The sequence below is a fragment of the Pseudomonas canadensis genome (assembly GCF_000503215.1).
GTDB classification, from domain to species: Bacteria; Pseudomonadota; Gammaproteobacteria; order Pseudomonadales; family Pseudomonadaceae; genus Aquipseudomonas; species Aquipseudomonas canadensis.
On record NZ_KI628539.1, the window covers coordinates 232,190 to 247,582 of the forward strand.

Below are 15,393 nucleotides of genomic sequence, written 5' to 3' on the forward strand. Positions count from 1 at the left end.
CCACCCGGGGAGGAGGATCAGCGCAGGCCGCGTTGAGTCTCGTCCAGCTCACGGATGTACTTGAAGATTTTACGGCTGGTGGCCGGCGCCTTGTTATGCGCCTGCTCGTGCTGGGCCTGACGGATCAGGGAACGCAGTTGCTGGCGGTCCGCGTCCGGGTAGTCCATCACGAATTTCTCCAGCACGGCGTCATCGCCCGCGATCAGGCGGTCACGCCAACGTTCCAGGTTATGGAAGCGTTCGTTGTACTGTCGAGTAGAGGCATCGGTTTGATCGAGCAAGGTCAGAATGGCGTCGATGTCCTGATCGCGCATGAGTTTGCCGATAAACGAGATGTGCCGTTTACGCGCGATATTCGCGGTGTGCTTGGGCGCATCGGCCAGGGCACGACGCATTTCGTCGGTGAGTGGCAGTTTTGCAATCAAGTCTTTTTTGAGCGTTGTAAGGCGCTCGCCAAGGTCAACCAGAGCATGCAGCTCACGTTTGACCTGGGTTTTGCTTTTCTCCCCATCGAGGGAGTCGTCGTAAGAATCAACCATGGTGGCAGTCCGCAAAGAAACGCCGCCATGATAACCAGTCGGGGGCCGCTTGTCCGGCCCGGTCGCTCGATGGCCTTAACCGAAAGCAGAATTTGAGTGGAGAAAACCATGAGTGCAGCCCAAAGCGTCGGTCCGCAAGCGTTACCGGCACTGCAGGAACAAGTCGAGCAGATCCTTGCCGAGGCCAAGCGCCAGGGGGCCAGTGCCTGTGAAGTGGCCGTGTCGCTGGAGCAGGGGCTGTCGACGTCGGTGCGCCAGCGGGAAGTGGAAACCGTTGAGTTCAACCGCGACCAGGGTTTTGGTATTACCTTGTATGTCGGGCAGCGCAAAGGTTCGGCCAGTACGTCGGCCAGCGGTCCGGAAGCCATTCGCGAGACGGTGGCGGCTGCGCTGGCAATCGCCAAGCACACCTCCGAAGACGAAAGCTCGGGCCTGGCCGACAAGGCGCTGATGGCCAAGGACCTGCAGGATTTCGATCTGTTTCACGCTTGGGACATCACACCCGAACAGGCCATCGAACGGGCGCTGATCTGCGAAGCTGCTGCATTCGACGCTGATGCCCGCATCAAAAACGCAGACGGCACCACGTTGAGCACGCACCAGGGTTGCCGCGTGTATGGCAACAGCCATGGCTTTATCGGTGGTTACGCGTCCACCCGCCATAGCTTGAGCTGCGTGATGATCGCCGAGGCTGACGGCCAGATGCAGCGCGATTATTGGTACGACGTCAGCCGTCAGGGCGAATTGCTGTCGGACCCGATCAGCATTGGTCAGCGCGCGGCGCAGCGTGCAGCGAGCCGCCTGGGCGCGCGCCCGGTGCCAACCTGTGAAGTGCCGGTACTGTTTTCGGCAGAACTGGCGGGTGGGTTGTTTGGCAGTTTCCTGGGGGCGATTTCCGGTGGCAACTTGTACCGTAAGTCCTCGTTCCTGGAGGGGGCGATTGGCCAAAAGTTGTTCCCAGAGTGGCTGACCATCGATGAGCGCCCGCACTTGATGCGCGCCATGGGCAGTACGTCGTTCGACGGTGATGGCCTGGCGACGTATGCCAAACCGTTCGTCGAGAAGGGCGAGTTGGTGTCTTACGTACTGGGCACGTACGCCGGTCGCAAGCTGGGCCTGCCAAGCACCGCGAACTCCGGAGGCGTACACAACCTGTTCGTCACCCACGGCGATGAAGACCAAGCTGCGCTGCTTCGGCGCATGGGGCGTGGCTTGCTGGTGACCGAGCTGATGGGCCATGGCCTGAACATGGTCACCGGTGATTACTCGCGTGGCGCGGCGGGTTTCTGGGTGGAAAACGGCGAGATTCAGTTTGCCGTCCAGGAAGTGACCATCGCAGGCAATATGCGCGACATGTTCAAGCAGATCGTCGCCGTGGGTAATGATCTGGAACTGCGCAGCAACATTCGCACAGGCTCGGTGTTGATCGAGCGGATGACTGTCGCCGGCAGCTAATCCTCCCGAAGCTTTACTCCAAAAGGCGCGCCATCTGTCAGATGGCGCGCCTTTTTTGTGGGCGTTTTGGCAGGCGGATCAATCTGCCGCTATTGTTTTGATTCTCAATATCATTTAATAATAAATATCATTACCGGATGAGTGTGGATCATGAGTTCTGTCCTGCATGAGGATCCTTACCTGGAGAGCTGGCGCTGGATGAGTCGCCAGATTCGCTGCGGCCTCGACCCCAACGAGCCGCGCCTGATTGAACATTACCTCAATGAGGGTCGATACCTGGCGTGCTGCACCGCGACCCATCCGTGGACGATCGCAGAAACCTCATTCCGCCTGCTGCTCGATACCGCCAGCGACATCGCGCTGCCCTGGCATTGGCGCTCCATGTGCCTGGATCAGGCGTGGCGTCCATTACGCGACTTGGAAAAACTCTCTCACTGCGCCTGCCGCCTCAAGCGCTGGCAGTCCTTTGCGTGGCAATTGGCGACCTGCGAATTGCTGCCCTCCCTTTCTGTTTCTGACCTGGTGCAAGGATCTAACGATGAGTAACACCCGTATCGAACGCGACAGCATGGGCGAACTGCAAGTGCCGACCGAGGCCTTGTACGGTGCGCAAACCCAGCGCGCGGTGAACAATTTCCCGATCAGTCATCAACGCATGCCGGCGCAATTCATCCGCGCCCTGATCCTGGCCAAGGCCGCCGCCGCCAAGGTCAACGTCGACCTCAAGCAAATCAGCGTAGGGCAGGGCAAGGCCATCGTCGATGCCGCCCAAGGTTTGTTGGAAGGCGATTTTATGCAGCACTTTCCGGTGGATATCTTCCAGACCGGCTCCGGCACCAGTTCGAACATGAACGCCAATGAAGTGATTGCGACCCTGGCCACCCGTTTGCTCGGTGAGCCGGTCAACCCCAACGACCACGTGAACTGCGGCCAGAGCAGCAACGACATCATCCCGACCACGATCCACGTCAGTGCCGCGCTGGTACTGCATGAGCAAACACTGCCTGCCCTGCTGCATTTGGTGCAAGTCATCGAACAAAAAGCCGAAGAGGTTCACCCGTTCATCAAGACCGGCCGCACGCACCTGATGGATGCCATGCCCGTACGCATGAGCCAGGTGCTCAACGGTTGGGCTCAGCAGCTCAAGGCTAATATCGGCCACCTGCAGGACCTTCTGCCGAGCCTGCAAGCGCTGGCCCAGGGCGGTACGGCAGTCGGTACCGGGATCAACGCACATCCGGAATTCGCGGCGCGTTTCAGCCAGCAGATGAGCAGTCTGACCGGTGTGAAATTCACGCCCGGCAAGAACCTGTTCGCTCTGATTGGCTCGCAGGACACCGCCGTCGCAGTCTCCGGCCAGTTGAAGGCTACCGCCGTGTCGCTGATGAAAATCGCCAACGACCTGCGCTGGATGAACTCCGGCCCGCTCGCCGGCCTGGGTGAAATCGAGCTGGAAGGCTTGCAGCCGGGTTCTTCGATCATGCCCGGCAAGGTCAACCCGGTGATTCCGGAAGCCACGGCGATGGTCGCCGCACAGGTCATCGGCAATGACACGGTGATCACCGTCGCCGGTCAGTCAGGCAACTTCGAGCTGAACGTGATGCTGCCGATCATTGCGCAGAACTTGCTCAGCAGCCTGGAATTGCTGGCCAATTCCAGCCGTTTGCTGGCCGATAAAGCCATCGCCAGTTTCAAGGTCAACGAAGCCAAGCTCAAGGAAGCGTTGTCGCGCAACCCCATCCTGGTGACCGCACTCAACCCGATCATCGGTTACCAAAAGGCCGCTGAAATCGCCAAAAAAGCCTATCAACAGGGCCGTCCGGTGATTGATGTTGCCCTCGAACTCACCGACTTGCCGCGCAGCCAACTGGAGGTCCTGCTGGACCCGGAAAAGCTCACGGCCGGCGGCGTGTAATCACCGACCCTGCTTTGGAGGCTCACCATGGAGCACTGGAAACGCACGATCGAACGGGCCAATCGCTGCTTTATGGCGGGCGAGTTGGTTGACGCTCGCGAGGCCTACTTGCAAGCCTTGGCCCTTGCCCAAGTGTTGTTCGAGCGCTGGGCGGACGCCGACGAAGCAGTGGCGGCTTGCGTCATTTCCCATCACAACCTGGCGGACCTGCACCTGCGGCTGAACCAGCCGGAGGAAAGCGCGGAATACCTGTGCGCTATCCATCAGCGCCTGCTGCAGACCATGCAGGACCCGCGTCTGAGCCCGCAATTGCGCGAAGCGGCGCTGCGCCAGAGCAGCAAAACCTACGTCGAACTATTGAATTTCATCAGCGATCACGGTGAGTACCCGCGCACCCATCGCCTGTTGGGTGGTGCTGCGGTGCAACCCGCCACTCCTCATTACGGAGCACATTGATATGACTTATACCTTGCCTGCATTGCCTTACGCCTACGACGCCCTGGAACCGCATATCGATGCGCAAACCATGGAAATCCACTACACCAAGCACCACCAGACCTACATCAACAATCTCAACGCCGCCGTCGAGGGCACCGAGTTCGCTGGCTGGCCGGTCGAGAAGCTGGTCTCCAGCGTGCAGCAACTGCCGGAAAAACTGCGTGCAGCCGTGATCAATCAGGGCGGTGGTCATGCCAACCACTCGCTGTTCTGGGCGGTGATGTCGCCCAAAGGTGGCGGCAAACCCGATGGTGCGCTGGGCAAGGCCATTGAGGAGCAATTGGGCGGTTTCGACAGCTTCAAGGAGGCGTTCACCAAGGCCGCATTGACCCGTTTCGGCAGTGGCTGGGCCTGGCTGAGCGTCACTCCGCAGAAGACCCTAGTGGTGGAGAGCAGCGGTAACCAGGACAGCCCGCTGATGAACGGCAATACCCCGATCCTCGGCCTGGACGTCTGGGAGCATGCCTACTACCTGCTGTACCAGAACCGCCGCCCGGAATACATCAATGCCTTCTACAGTGTCATTAATTGGTCGGAAGTCGCCGCACGCTATCAGGCTGCCGTGGCCTGACACTCACCTTCATAACAAGATCTAAGGCCGACTATGGGCACTGAAACACTGGCGATCAGCAGCGGGCGAATGTTTCGTTATGCGCTTGGCTCGCTGCTGCTATTGGCAGGTACCGCATTGCTGGTGGCCCACGGGCTGGCTTGGCTGAACCTGGAACCACGCATTCTGCGCGCCCTGCAGGGGGGATCCCTCTGTGCGCTCGGCACGGCGCTCGGCGCGGTACCTGTGCTGGTTATTCGACGCATGCCGGTGGCATTGAGCGATACGCTGCTGGGCTTTGGGGCTGGCGTCATGCTGGCGGCGACGGCGTTTTCGCTGATCGTGCCGGGCATTGCCGCAGCTGAAGGCCTGGGGCTTTCGCCCTGGGGCGCCAGCGGTTTGATCAGTTTTGGCATCATGTTGGGTGCTTTCGGGCTGTATCTGGTGGACCGCAAGGTCTCCGGTGCCAGCCCGGAAATGCTGGTGGGCACGCCGGAAAAACCGGTGATTCCGCCGCGTATCTGGCTGTTTGTGTTTGCCATCATCGCCCACAACATCCCGGAAGGTATGGCGGTGGGCGTCTCGGCAGGCGGCGGCATGCCGGATGCCGACAGCCTGGCCATGGGCATTGCCTTGCAGGACGTGCCTGAAGGGCTGGTGATTGCGTTGGTGTTGGCCGGGGCCGGGATGTCGCGGGTCAAGGCGTTCCTGATCGGCGCGGCGTCAGGCCTGGTGGAGCCGGTATTTGCCGTGCTATGTGCCTGGTTGGTAAGCCTGGCCGAGGTGCTTCTGCCGCTAGGCTTGGCCTTGGCAGCCGGTGCGATGCTGTTGGTGGTGACTCACGAAGTGATCCCCGAGTCGCGACGTAATGGTCACGAAAAACTCGCCAGCCTAGGGCTGTGCGTCGGGTTCTGCTTGATGATGGTGATGGACACGGCCTTGGGGTAAACCGCTCCCTTGTAGGAGCCGGCTTGCCGGCGATCAATCCTGAGACGAGCGGTGCGCTTGGCGACGCCATTGCCGGCAAGCCGGGCTCTTACACAGCGTTATTCGCCTTCGTCGAAGTAGTTGTTGATCAGCGCCACCAGGGCGTCCATCGCTTCCTGCTCCTGCTCACCTTCGGTCTTCAAGTGAATCTTGGTGCCTTTGCCCGCCGCCAGCATCATCATCGCCATGATGCTTTTGCCGTCGACCATCGTTTCCGGTGAGCGACCGGCGCGGATCTGGCAGGGAAACTTCCCGGCCACGCCCACGAATTTAGCCGAAGCGCGGGCATGCAGGCCCAGTTTGTTGATGATTTCAATTTCCAGAGCGGGCATCGCGGGGGTGTTCCTTTCAGCTAAGGTCGCGGTGGCGGACCTGGACATTCTTGAGGGTTTGTTGCAACACCTGGCCCAGGCGCTCGGTCAGGTAGACGGAGCGGTGATGCCCGCCGGTGCAGCCGATGGCAATGGTGACATAAGCCCGGTTGCTGGCGGCAAAACGCGGAAGCCACTTAAGCAGGTAACTGGAGATGTCCTGAAACATCTCCTCCACATCCGGTTGCGCGGCCAGGTAATCGGCCACGGGCTGGTCCAGCCCCGACTGTTCGCGCAGTTCCGGCTTCCAGTAAGGGTTAGGCAGGCAGCGCACGTCGAACACCAGGTCGGCGTCCACCGGCATGCCGCGCTTGAACCCAAACGACTCGACCAGAAACGCCGTACCTGGCTCGGGCTGGTTCAGCAGGCGCAGCTTGATGGCATCACGCAACTGGTACAGGTTGAGGCTGGTGGTGTTGATCTTGAGGTCGGCGAGGTCAATGATCGGCCCCAGCAGCTTGGTTTCGTCTTCGATGGCTTCGGCCAGGGAGCGGTGAGGGCTGCTGAGGGGGTGACGCCGGCGGGTTTCCGAGAATCGCTTGAGCAGCGTCTCTTCGTCGGCATCCAGGTAAAGCACGTCGCAATGAATGTGCTTGGCCCGCACTTCCTCGAGCAATTGCGGGAAACGCTCAAGGTGGCTGGGCAGGTTGCGGGCATCAATCGAGACGGCGACCAGGGGTTGCGCCAGTTCGGTGTGAATCAACGCGCGTTCCGCCAATTCCGGCAGCAGGCCGGCGGGCAAGTTGTCGATGCAATAGAAACCGTTATCCTCAAGTACGTTGAGGGCGGTGCTTTTACCCGAGCCGGAGCGGCCGCTGACGATGATCAAACGCATGATTACTGCCCGTTCTGTTCATCCAGGACAACCTGATACAGCGCCTCGTTGCTGCTGGCACTGCGCAGTCTGTCGCGTACTTCCTTGCGGTCGAGCATGCTGGCGATCTGCCGAAGCAGTTCCAGGTGCGCATCGGTGGCGGCTTCCGGGACCAGCAGCACGAACAGCAGGTCGACCGGTGCACCATCGATAGCATCGAAATCAATGGATTTTTCCAGGTGCAGCAAGGCGCTGACGGGTGTCTCGCAGCCTTTGAGTCGGCAGTGGGGGATGGCGATGCCGTTGCCAAAACCGGTCGAACCGAGTTTTTCACGGGCAATCAGAGCCTCGAAGACATCCTGCATCTCCAGATCAGGCACTTGGCTGCTGATCAGGTTGGCAATTTGTTCAAGGGCTTTCTTTTTACTGCCGCCCGGCGCGTTCACAAGGGAACGGCCGGGGGTCAGGATGGTTTCAAGTCGGATCATGGGGGGAGAGTTAGCGACCTGTACCTTGCATCAGGTGCAGATTCTTTTCCTTATGCTTTATGAGTTGGCGGTCCAGCTTGTCGTAGAGCGAGTCGATCGCCGCGTACATGTCTTCATGCTCCGCATTGGCGACGAGCTTTGCATTCGGTACGTGCAGGGTGGCCTCGATTTTCTGCTTGAGCTTATCGACCTCCATGATGACCTGCACGTTGGTGATCTTGTCAAAATGCCCTGCCAGCTTGTTCAGCTTGCTTTCGGTGTATTCACGCAGGGGTTTGGTGACTTCCAGCTGGTGTCCACTGATGTTGACTTGCATACAGCTTCTCCTTCGTTGCCAGTGCATAAAGCGGCGGGTAGGAATACCCGCCACTGGAACGCTATGGCCCGCCCGTCACATCAAACGCTTACGCTCGCTGGAAGGCGCGATCCCGAGGGACTCGCGGTACTTGGCGACGGTTCGACGGGCGACCTGAATGCCTTGTGCCTCCAGTAAACCAGCGATCTTACTGTCACTCAATGGCTTTTTCTGATTTTCCGCGGCAACCAGTTTTTTGATGATCGCGCGGATCGCCGTGGACGAGCATTCACCGCCTTCGGAGGTGCTGACGTGGCTGGAGAAAAAGTATTTCAGCTCATATATACCCCGTGGGGTATGCATGAATTTTTGCGTGGTAACCCGCGAAATCGTCGATTCATGCATGCCGACCGCTTCGGCGATATCATGCAGCACCAGCGGTTTCATGGCTTCGTCGCCGTACTCCAGGAAGCCGCGCTGGTGCTCGACGATCTGGGTGGCCACTTTCATCAGGGTTTCGTTGCGGCTTTGCAGGCTCTTGATGAACCAGCGGGCTTCCTGCAGCTGGTTACGCATGAAGGTGTTGTCGGCGCTGGTGTCGGCGCGACGCACGAAACCGGCGTATTGCGGATTGACCCGCAGACGTGGCACCGATTCCTGGTTCAGCTCCACCAACCAGCGCTCATTGTCCTTGCGCACAATGACGTCGGGCACTACGTATTCGGCTTCGCTGGACTCGATCTGCGAGCCGGGGCGTGGGTTGAGGCTCTGGACCAGCTCGATGACCTGGCGCAGGTCGTCTTCCTTGAGCTTCATACGACGCATCAACTGGCTGTAGTCGCGACTTCCCAGCAGGTCGATGTAATCGGTGACCAGGCGCTGGGCCTCGGCGAGCCAAGGCGTCTTGGCCGGCAGTTGGCGCAATTGCAGCAGCAGGCATTCGCTCAGGGTGCGCGCGCCGATCCCGGCAGGCTCGAATTGCTGGATGCGGTGCAGGACGGCTTCGATCTCGTCCAGCTCGATATCCAGTTCCGGGTCGAACGCTTCAAGAATTTCTTCGAGCGTCTCGTCTAGATAACCCTGGTTGTTGATGCAGTCGATCAGGGTTACGGCGATCAGGCGGTCGGTGTCCGACATCGGCGCCAGGTTCAGTTGCCACAGCAAGTGGCTCTGCAGGCTTTCACCGGCGGAGGTGCGGGTGGTGAAGTCCCACTCGTCATCGTCGTTGCTGGGCAGGCTGCTGGCGCTGGTCTGGTAGACGTCTTCCCAGGCCGTGTCGACGGGAAGTTCGTTGGGGATGCGTTCGTTCCATTCGCCTTCCTCAAGGTTATCCACCGTTGGGGCGGTTTCCTGATAGGAAGGTTCCTGCACGTCGGAATTGGGTTTTTGCTCGATGTTATCGGCCAGCGGGTCTGCGTTATCGAAGTCGTCGCCTTCTTCCTGGCGTTCGAGCATCGGATTGGACTCCAGGGCCTCCTGGATTTCCTGTTGCAGGTCCAGGGTCGACAATTGGAGCAGGCGGATGGCCTGTTGCAGCTGCGGTGTCATCGTCAGCTGCTGGCCCATTCTCAGGACTAGCGATGGTTTCATGGCAGGGGCTTAACACCTTATTCGCCGGCGCAATGCGCCATCCACGACAGGGCGCGTGAGCGCCAAACATAAGCAAATTATATGCCTGATGTCGGGGGCTTTGCCTAGAGCGCGGTAACAATAAAAATCCGGAGGTTTTCATTGACTCCCGCGCACCTCGGCAAACGGCCGTGACACCACGGTGTTTACAGGCGGAACTCGTGACCCAGGTACACTTCCTTGACCAGTTCGTTGGCCAGGATGGTGGCGGAATCACCTTCGGCGATCAGTTGGCCATCGTTGACGATATACGCGGTCTCGCAGATATCGAGGGTCTCACGGACGTTGTGGTCAGTGATCAACACGCCAATGCCCTTGGCCTTGAGGTGATGGATGATCTGCTTGATGTCGCCGACCGAGATCGGGTCGACGCCGGCAAACGGTTCGTCCAACAAGATGAACTTGGGCGCAGTGGCCAGCGCGCGGGCGATTTCCACACGACGACGCTCGCCGCCGGACAGGCTCATGCCGAGGTTGTCGCGGATGTGGTTGATATGGAACTCCTGCAGCAGGCTTTCCAGCTCCTTGCGACGGCCGTCACGGTCGAGTTCCTTGCGGGTCTCGAGGATCGCCATGATGTTATCGGCGACCGACAGTTTGCGGAAGATCGACGCCTCCTGCGGGAGATAGCCGATACCGGCGCGCGCACGGCCGTGCATTGGCTGGTGGCTCACGTCCAGGTCGTCGATCAACACGCGGCCCTGATCCGCCTGGACCAGGCCGACGATCATGTAGAAGCAGGTGGTCTTGCCGGCGCCGTTGGGGCCGAGCAAGCCGACGATCTGGCCGCTGTCGATCGACAGGCTGACGTCGCGCACGACCTGACGGCTTTTATAGGCCTTGGCCAGATGCTGGGCTTTCAGGGTTGCCATTACTCGGCCTTCTTCTTCGGCTGGATAACCATATCGATACGTGGGCGTGGCGCGGTGACCTTGGAGCCATTGGCGCGCCCGGCGTTAGCGATCTGTTTCACGGTGTCATAGGTGATTTTTTCACCTTCCGTGGAGTTGCCGTCGGGGCTCAGTACCTTGGCCTGGTCGATCAGCACGATGCGGTTCTGCTGGGCATGGTACTGGATAGTCTTGCCATAGCCTTTCATCGGGCCGGTATCGGTCGCGGACTGCTTCTGTTCGAAGTAAGCCAGGTTGCCTACCGACGTCACCACGTCGATATCGCCAGTTTGGGTGCGCGTAAGCGTCACGGTATTGCCGGTGATCTTCATCGAACCCTGGGTGATGATCACGCCGCCGGTATAGGTAGCGACACCTTGCTTGTCATCCAGCTGCGCATCGTCAGCCGAAATGTGGATCGGCTGCTGGCTATCGTTCGGCAGAGCCCAGGCGCTCACGCTTCCCAGTGCTGCGCCCAGACCGAGCAAAATAGGGAGAGTTTTAACGAGCCTCATACTGTCCTCTTACGTTCGATAGCAGGTGTATCCTGCTTTCTTTCAAATACGCTTTCATTCCCTTGCCAGTCGATACACCGCCAGCGCCGTCGATTCTAACGTCTTGCTCGGTCTGCGCATATTGCTTCTGCGGGAATACGGTCATGCGACTGCTGGTAATCACGGTCTCACGATTTTTATCGTCGGTGCGCGCAACGCGCACCGAGTCGATCAGTTCCACCTCGGTACCGTCCGGGTTGACCTCACCACGCTTGCTGGTGACGTGCCATGGGAACTCGGTGCCGCGGTAAATGTTCATGTCAGGGTTGGTCAGCAGCGTAATTTCGCTGGCCTTCACGTGCTCGACCTTGTCTGAGGTCATCTCGTACTGCACCTTGCCGTCGGGCAGGAACTGCACGCTCTTGGCATTGATGGCGTAATAGTCGATAGCCCCCTCATCAACCTGCGCGGCAGGCTGGTCGAGAAAGCGCTCCGGGCTGATGTTCCAGTAGCCCACCGCCAGGAACAGCGCAGCGATGACCCCGAATATCAGAAAGTTGCGAATCTTTTTGCTCAGCATAAAACGCTCTATAAGTAGGCGGCGTGGGCCGCTTCAAGGCTGCCCTGGGCACGCAGGATCAGCTCGCAGAACTCGCGGGCGGCACCTTCACCGCCACGGGCGGTGGTGATGCCATGGGCGTGCTCGCGAACAAACGCCGCCGCATTGGCGACGGCCATGCCCAGGCCTACTCGACGGATCACCGGCAGGTCTGGCAGGTCATCGCCCAAGTAGGCGACCTGCTCATAGCTTAGGTTGAGTTGGCCAAGAAGCTCGTCCAGAACCACCAGTTTATCCTCGCGGCCCTGATACAGGTGAGGAATCCCCAGGTTTTGTGCGCGGCGTTCCACAACCGGAGTTTTCCGACCGCTGATAATCGCCGTTTGCACGCCCGATGCCATCAGCATCTTGATGCCCTGGCCGTCGAGGGTGTTGAACGTCTTGAATTCGCTGCCGTCCTCGAGGAAGTACAGGCGGCCATCGGTCAGCACGCCATCAACGTCGAAAATCGCCAATTTGATGTTTTTACCGCGTTGCAACAGATCGCTGGTCATTTACATCACTCCCGCACGCAGCAAGTCGTGCATGTTCAGGGCGCCGATCGGGTGGTCATTGCCATCGACCACCACCAGCGCGCCGATCTTATGGTCTTCCATGATTTTCAAGGCTTCGGCCGCCAGCATCTCGGGGCGGGCGGTCTTGCCGTGGGGGGTCATCACCGCGTCGATGGTGGCGGTGTGGATATCAATGGTGCGGTCCAGGGTGCGACGCAGGTCGCCGTCGGTGAAGACCCCGGCCAGGCGGCCGTCGGCTTCCAGGATCACGGTCATGCCGAGGCCCTTGCGGGTCATCTCCATCAACGCGTCCTTCAGCAAGGTGCCGCGCTGGACGTGGGGCAATTCATCACCGGAATGCATGACGTTTTCCACTTTCAGCAGCAGGCGGCGGCCCAGGGCGCCACCTGGATGGGAAAACGCGAAGTCTTCAGCGGTAAATCCACGTGCTTCCAGCAACGCCACGGCCAGGGCGTCGCCCATGACCAGTGCGGCGGTGGTGGAGGAGGTGGGTGCCAGGTTCAGTGGGCAGGCTTCATGGTCCACGTGAACATTCAGGTTCACTTCGGCGGCCTTGGCCAGCGTCGATTCCGGGTTGCCGGTGAGGCTGATCATCTGGATGCCCAGGCGCTTGATCAGCGGCAACAGGGTCACGATTTCGTTGGTGGTGCCTGAGTTTGACAGCGCCAGGATGATGTCATCCTTGGTGATCATGCCCATGTCACCGTGGCTGGCTTCGGCCGGGTGCACGAAAAATGCGGTGGTCCCGGTGCTGGCCAGGGTGGCGGCGATCTTGTTGCCGACGTGGCCCGACTTGCCCATGCCGACCACGACAACGCGGCCTTTGCTGGCCAGAATCATCTCGCAGGCGCGTACGAAATCTGCGTCGATATGCGCCAGCAAGCCTTCTACGGCTTCAAGCTCGAGGCGGATGGTGCGTTGTGCGGATTGAATAAGGTCGCTGGATTGGCTCATGTCTGAAATCGTATAGCCTGACGAAAAGTCGGCGATTATAGCGGTAATGATCAATTCCCTCACGCTAGTTCGTCAGGCTTTGTTCGCAATGCGCCTGAGATTCATCCTAAGCAACAAGTTTTCCCTGTCCCCAATCTGAACAAGCGCTGTTCCGGCCTTGGGCGCCTTGTACCAGCAGTGATATAGTTCGCCGCCAGTTCGGTCCGCCCAGCCCACGTGCCAACTATTGCACAACGGTTGCAAACGTTTGTCGCAAGCGTGGTGTCTGAGTGAGAGGCTGCATCCCAAGGAGTTTAGATGAGTGCCGATAACGCCTACGCGGTCGAGCTGAAGGGACTGACCTTCAAGCGCGGGACGCGCAGCATCTTCAATAACGTCGATATCCGCATTCCGCGCGGCAAGGTCACGGGCATCATGGGGCCTTCCGGTTGCGGCAAGACCACCCTGTTGCGCCTGATGGGCATGCAATTGCGTCCCAGCGCCGGCGAAGTGTGGGTCAATGGCCAGAACCTGCCGACGCTGTCGCGCAGCGATCTGTTCGATGCGCGCAAACATATGGGCGTTCTGTTTCAGAGCGGTGCGCTGTTCACCGACCTCGATGTGTTCGAGAACGTGGCGTTTCCGCTGCGGGTGCACACCCAACTGTCCGATGAAATGATTCGTGACATCGTGTTGCTGAAACTGCAGGCCGTAGGCCTTCGTGGTGCCATCGACCTGATGCCTGACGAGCTGTCCGGTGGGATGAAGCGCCGTGTGGCCCTAGCGCGCGCCATTGCCCTCGACCCGCAGATCCTCATGTATGACGAGCCCTTCGTCGGCCAGGACCCCATCGCAATGGGCGTGCTGGTGCGCTTGATCCGCCTGCTCAATGATGCGCTGGGCATCACCAGTATCGTGGTTTCCCACGATCTTGCAGAAACCGCGAGCATTGCCGATTACCTCTATGTGGTCGGCGATGGCCAGGTGCTGGGGCAGGGCACGCCTGAAGAGCTGATGAACGCAGACAACCCGCGCATTCGCCAATTCATGACCGGCGATCCTGATGGCCCGGTGCCTTTTCACTTTCCGGCAGCGGATTACCGCTCAGATCTTCTGGGGAAGCGCTGATGCGCAAGACATCTCTTATCGAGAAGGTTCGCCTTTTCGGTCGCTCGGGTATCGACATTGTCGAAGTGCTCGGCCGTTCGACGATTTTCCTGTTCCACGCCCTGCTCGGTCGCGGCGGTATTGGCGGCGGCTTCGGCCTGCTGGTCAAGCAGCTGCATTCGGTCGGCGTGATGTCCCTGGTGATCATTGTGGTCTCCGGGGTGTTCATCGGCATGGTGCTGGCGTTGCAGGGCTTCAATATTCTTTCCAGCTACGGTTCGGAGCAGGCGGTCGGGCAGATGGTCGCTCTGACGCTGCTGCGTGAGCTGGGGCCGGTGGTGACCGCCTTGCTGTTCGCCGGGCGTGCGGGTTCCGCGCTGACCGCCGAAATCGGCAACATGAAGTCCACCGAACAGCTGTCCAGCCTGGAAATGATCGGCGTGGACCCGCTCAAGTACATTGTTGCCCCACGCCTGTGGGCCGGCTTCATTTCCCTGCCATTGCTGGCGATGATCTTCAGCGTGGTCGGTATCTGGGGCGGTTCGTGGGTGGCGGTGGACTGGCTGGGCGTCTACGACGGCTCCTACTGGGCCAACATGCAAAACAGCGTGACCTTCAGCGGTGACGTGCTCAACGGCATCATAAAGAGCATCGTCTTCGCCTTTGTCGTCACCTGGATCGCCGTATTCCAAGGCTACGACTGTGAGCCCACTTCAGAAGGGATCAGTCGCGCCACCACCAAGACCGTTGTGTACGCCTCGCTGGCGGTACTGGGCCTTGACTTCATTTTGACCGCCTTGATGTTTGGAGATTTCTGATGCAAAACCGCACTGTGGAAATCGGTGTCGGCCTTTTCTTGCTGGCTGGCATCCTGGCTTTACTGTTGTTGGCCCTGCGAGTCAGTGGCCTGTCGGCCAGTCCGACCGCCGACACTTATAAACTTTACGCGTATTTCGACAATATAGCCGGTTTGACTGTCAGAGCTAAAGTGACCATGGCCGGTGTGACTATCGGCAAGGTCACGGCAATCGATCTGGATCGCGACAGCTTCACCGGGCGAGTGACCATGCAACTGGACAAGAAGGTAGATAATCTGCCAACTGACTCCACTGCATCTATCCTCACTGCGGGTCTGCTGGGCGAAAAATACATCGGTGTCAGCGTGGGTGGGGAGACAGCCCTGCTCAAGGATGGCTCGACAATCCACGACACACAGTCGTCGCTGGTGCTTGAAGACCTGATCGGTAAATTCCTGCTTAATACGGTCAATAAAGACGCCAAATGAGGAATCTGT

Annotated in this window: 20 protein-coding genes; 9 read left to right on the forward strand and 11 right to left on the reverse strand. The window is 59.4% G+C overall.

Annotated elements, in window-relative coordinates:
- Positions 1-17: 17 nt before the first annotated feature.
- Positions 18-539: a ribosome biogenesis factor YjgA gene (gene yjgA / locus U367_RS0123780; protein ID WP_005784816.1), complete on the reverse strand. Its 522-nt coding sequence runs from the start codon at positions 537-539 to the stop codon at positions 18-20.
- Between the two features lie 108 nt (positions 540-647).
- Between yjgA and pmbA the strand changes: the two genes are divergently transcribed.
- The 6 genes from pmbA (at position 648) to U367_RS0123810 (ending at position 5,905) form a co-directional block, all read left to right on the forward strand.
- Positions 648-1,994 (forward strand): metalloprotease PmbA, encoded by a 1,347-nt coding sequence (gene pmbA, locus U367_RS0123785; RefSeq protein ID WP_028618850.1) that lies wholly within the window; start codon positions 648-650, stop codon positions 1,992-1,994.
- A gap of 150 nt (positions 1,995-2,144) precedes the next feature.
- Positions 2,145-2,540 carry a hypothetical protein gene (locus U367_RS0123790; protein WP_028618851.1) on the forward strand — a complete coding sequence of 132 codons (396 nt, stop codon included), beginning with the start codon at positions 2,145-2,147 and terminating at the stop codon, positions 2,538-2,540.
- Positions 2,533-3,909 carry a class II fumarate hydratase gene (locus tag U367_RS0123795; protein WP_028618852.1) on the forward strand — a complete coding sequence of 459 codons (1,377 nt, stop codon included), beginning with the start codon at positions 2,533-2,535 and terminating at the stop codon, positions 3,907-3,909. The genes U367_RS0123790 and U367_RS0123795 overlap by 8 nt, the downstream gene beginning before the upstream one ends.
- A 27-nt stretch (positions 3,910-3,936) precedes the next feature.
- Positions 3,937-4,365, forward strand: a complete 429-nt coding sequence (locus U367_RS0123800; RefSeq protein WP_028618853.1) for a hypothetical protein — start codon at positions 3,937-3,939, stop codon at positions 4,363-4,365.
- Between the two features lies 1 nt (position 4,366).
- Entirely contained in the window at positions 4,367-4,978 is a 612-nt protein-coding gene (locus U367_RS0123805) for a superoxide dismutase (RefSeq protein ID WP_028618854.1), read from the forward strand.
- 33 nt (positions 4,979-5,011) lie between these two features.
- Positions 5,012-5,905 (forward strand): ZIP family metal transporter, encoded by an 894-nt coding sequence (locus U367_RS0123810; protein ID WP_028618855.1) that lies wholly within the window; start codon positions 5,012-5,014, stop codon positions 5,903-5,905.
- 98 nt (positions 5,906-6,003) lie between these two features.
- On the opposite strand, the gene U367_RS0123815 is transcribed toward U367_RS0123810, so the two are convergent.
- The 10 genes from U367_RS0123815 to U367_RS0123860 form a co-directional block, all read right to left on the reverse strand.
- Positions 6,004-6,276 (reverse strand): HPr family phosphocarrier protein, encoded by a 273-nt coding sequence (locus U367_RS0123815; protein ID WP_028618856.1) that lies wholly within the window; start codon positions 6,274-6,276, stop codon positions 6,004-6,006.
- Between the two features lie 16 nt (positions 6,277-6,292).
- Positions 6,293-7,150, reverse strand: a complete 858-nt coding sequence (gene rapZ, locus U367_RS0123820; protein WP_028618857.1) for an RNase adapter RapZ — start codon at positions 7,148-7,150, stop codon at positions 6,293-6,295.
- Positions 7,151-7,152: 2 nt separating this feature from the next.
- Positions 7,153-7,617, reverse strand: coding sequence for a PTS IIA-like nitrogen regulatory protein PtsN (gene ptsN, locus U367_RS0123825; RefSeq protein WP_028618858.1), 465 nt, complete (start codon positions 7,615-7,617; stop codon positions 7,153-7,155).
- 10 nt (positions 7,618-7,627) lie between these two features.
- Positions 7,628-7,933, reverse strand: a complete 306-nt coding sequence (hpf, locus tag U367_RS0123830) for a ribosome hibernation-promoting factor, HPF/YfiA family (protein ID WP_003171804.1) — start codon at positions 7,931-7,933, stop codon at positions 7,628-7,630.
- Positions 7,934-8,008: 75 nt separating this feature from the next.
- Positions 8,009-9,502, reverse strand: a complete 1,494-nt coding sequence (locus U367_RS0123835) for an RNA polymerase factor sigma-54 (RefSeq protein ID WP_016974289.1) — start codon at positions 9,500-9,502, stop codon at positions 8,009-8,011.
- 185 nt (positions 9,503-9,687) lie between these two features.
- A complete protein-coding gene (gene lptB / locus U367_RS0123840) occupies positions 9,688-10,413 on the reverse strand; it encodes an LPS export ABC transporter ATP-binding protein (protein ID WP_003171806.1) in 726 nt (241 codons plus the stop codon).
- On the reverse strand, positions 10,413-10,946 hold the full coding sequence (gene lptA / locus U367_RS0123845; RefSeq protein ID WP_028618859.1) for a lipopolysaccharide transport periplasmic protein LptA: 534 nt from the start codon (positions 10,944-10,946) through the stop codon (positions 10,413-10,415). The genes lptB and lptA overlap by 1 nt, the downstream gene beginning before the upstream one ends.
- Complete coding sequence (lptC, locus tag U367_RS0123850) at positions 10,933-11,505, reverse strand: LPS export ABC transporter periplasmic protein LptC (protein ID WP_028618860.1); 573 nt, start codon at positions 11,503-11,505, stop codon at positions 10,933-10,935. Before lptC ends, lptA begins: the two co-directional genes overlap by 14 nt.
- A gap of 8 nt (positions 11,506-11,513) precedes the next feature.
- Positions 11,514-12,038 carry a KdsC family phosphatase gene (locus tag U367_RS0123855; RefSeq protein ID WP_010213109.1) on the reverse strand — a complete coding sequence of 175 codons (525 nt, stop codon included), beginning with the start codon at positions 12,036-12,038 and terminating at the stop codon, positions 11,514-11,516.
- A complete protein-coding gene (locus tag U367_RS0123860) occupies positions 12,039-13,013 on the reverse strand; it encodes a KpsF/GutQ family sugar-phosphate isomerase (RefSeq protein WP_028618861.1) in 975 nt (324 codons plus the stop codon).
- A 297-nt stretch (positions 13,014-13,310) separates the two neighbouring features.
- On the opposite strand from U367_RS0123860, the gene U367_RS0123865 reads away from it, so the two are divergent.
- The 3 genes from U367_RS0123865 to mlaD are packed head-to-tail and all read left to right on the forward strand — an operon-like array spanning position 13,311 to position 15,384.
- Positions 13,311-14,120, forward strand: coding sequence for an ATP-binding cassette domain-containing protein (locus tag U367_RS0123865; protein ID WP_003171811.1), 810 nt, complete (start codon positions 13,311-13,313; stop codon positions 14,118-14,120).
- A complete protein-coding gene (gene mlaE, locus U367_RS0123870; RefSeq protein WP_028618862.1) occupies positions 14,120-14,917 on the forward strand; it encodes a lipid asymmetry maintenance ABC transporter permease subunit MlaE in 798 nt (265 codons plus the stop codon). Before U367_RS0123865 ends, mlaE begins: the two co-directional genes overlap by 1 nt.
- Entirely contained in the window at positions 14,917-15,384 is a 468-nt protein-coding gene (gene mlaD, locus U367_RS0123875; RefSeq protein WP_003171814.1) for an outer membrane lipid asymmetry maintenance protein MlaD, read from the forward strand. Before mlaE ends, mlaD begins: the two co-directional genes overlap by 1 nt.
- Positions 15,385-15,393 lie beyond the last annotated feature (9 nt).

Coding starts and splice junctions, on each gene's coding strand:
- yjgA (WP_005784816.1), bottom strand. CDS start 539: ATGGTTGATTCTTACGACGACTCCCTCGATGGGGAGAAAAGCAAAACC.
- pmbA (WP_028618850.1), top strand. CDS start 648: ATGAGTGCAGCCCAAAGCGTCGGTCCGCAAGCGTTACCGGCACTGCAG.
- U367_RS0123790 (WP_028618851.1), top strand. CDS start 2,145: ATGAGTTCTGTCCTGCATGAGGATCCTTACCTGGAGAGCTGGCGCTGG.
- U367_RS0123795 (WP_028618852.1), top strand. CDS start 2,533: ATGAGTAACACCCGTATCGAACGCGACAGCATGGGCGAACTGCAAGTG.
- U367_RS0123800 (WP_028618853.1), top strand. CDS start 3,937: ATGGAGCACTGGAAACGCACGATCGAACGGGCCAATCGCTGCTTTATG.
- U367_RS0123805 (WP_028618854.1), top strand. CDS start 4,367: ATGACTTATACCTTGCCTGCATTGCCTTACGCCTACGACGCCCTGGAA.
- U367_RS0123810 (WP_028618855.1), top strand. CDS start 5,012: ATGGGCACTGAAACACTGGCGATCAGCAGCGGGCGAATGTTTCGTTAT.
- U367_RS0123815 (WP_028618856.1), bottom strand. CDS start 6,276: ATGCCCGCTCTGGAAATTGAAATCATCAACAAACTGGGCCTGCATGCC.
- rapZ (WP_028618857.1), bottom strand. CDS start 7,150: ATGCGTTTGATCATCGTCAGCGGCCGCTCCGGCTCGGGTAAAAGCACC.
- ptsN (WP_028618858.1), bottom strand. CDS start 7,617: ATGATCCGACTTGAAACCATCCTGACCCCCGGCCGTTCCCTTGTGAAC.
- hpf (WP_003171804.1), bottom strand. CDS start 7,933: ATGCAAGTCAACATCAGTGGACACCAGCTGGAAGTCACCAAACCCCTG.
- U367_RS0123835 (WP_016974289.1), bottom strand. CDS start 9,502: ATGAAACCATCGCTAGTCCTGAGAATGGGCCAGCAGCTGACGATGACA.
- lptB (WP_003171806.1), bottom strand. CDS start 10,413: ATGGCAACCCTGAAAGCCCAGCATCTGGCCAAGGCCTATAAAAGCCGT.
- lptA (WP_028618859.1), bottom strand. CDS start 10,946: ATGAGGCTCGTTAAAACTCTCCCTATTTTGCTCGGTCTGGGCGCAGCA.
- lptC (WP_028618860.1), bottom strand. CDS start 11,505: ATGCTGAGCAAAAAGATTCGCAACTTTCTGATATTCGGGGTCATCGCT.
- U367_RS0123855 (WP_010213109.1), bottom strand. CDS start 12,038: ATGACCAGCGATCTGTTGCAACGCGGTAAAAACATCAAATTGGCGATT.
- U367_RS0123860 (WP_028618861.1), bottom strand. CDS start 13,013: ATGAGCCAATCCAGCGACCTTATTCAATCCGCACAACGCACCATCCGC.
- U367_RS0123865 (WP_003171811.1), top strand. CDS start 13,311: ATGAGTGCCGATAACGCCTACGCGGTCGAGCTGAAGGGACTGACCTTC.
- mlaE (WP_028618862.1), top strand. CDS start 14,120: ATGCGCAAGACATCTCTTATCGAGAAGGTTCGCCTTTTCGGTCGCTCG.
- mlaD (WP_003171814.1), top strand. CDS start 14,917: ATGCAAAACCGCACTGTGGAAATCGGTGTCGGCCTTTTCTTGCTGGCT.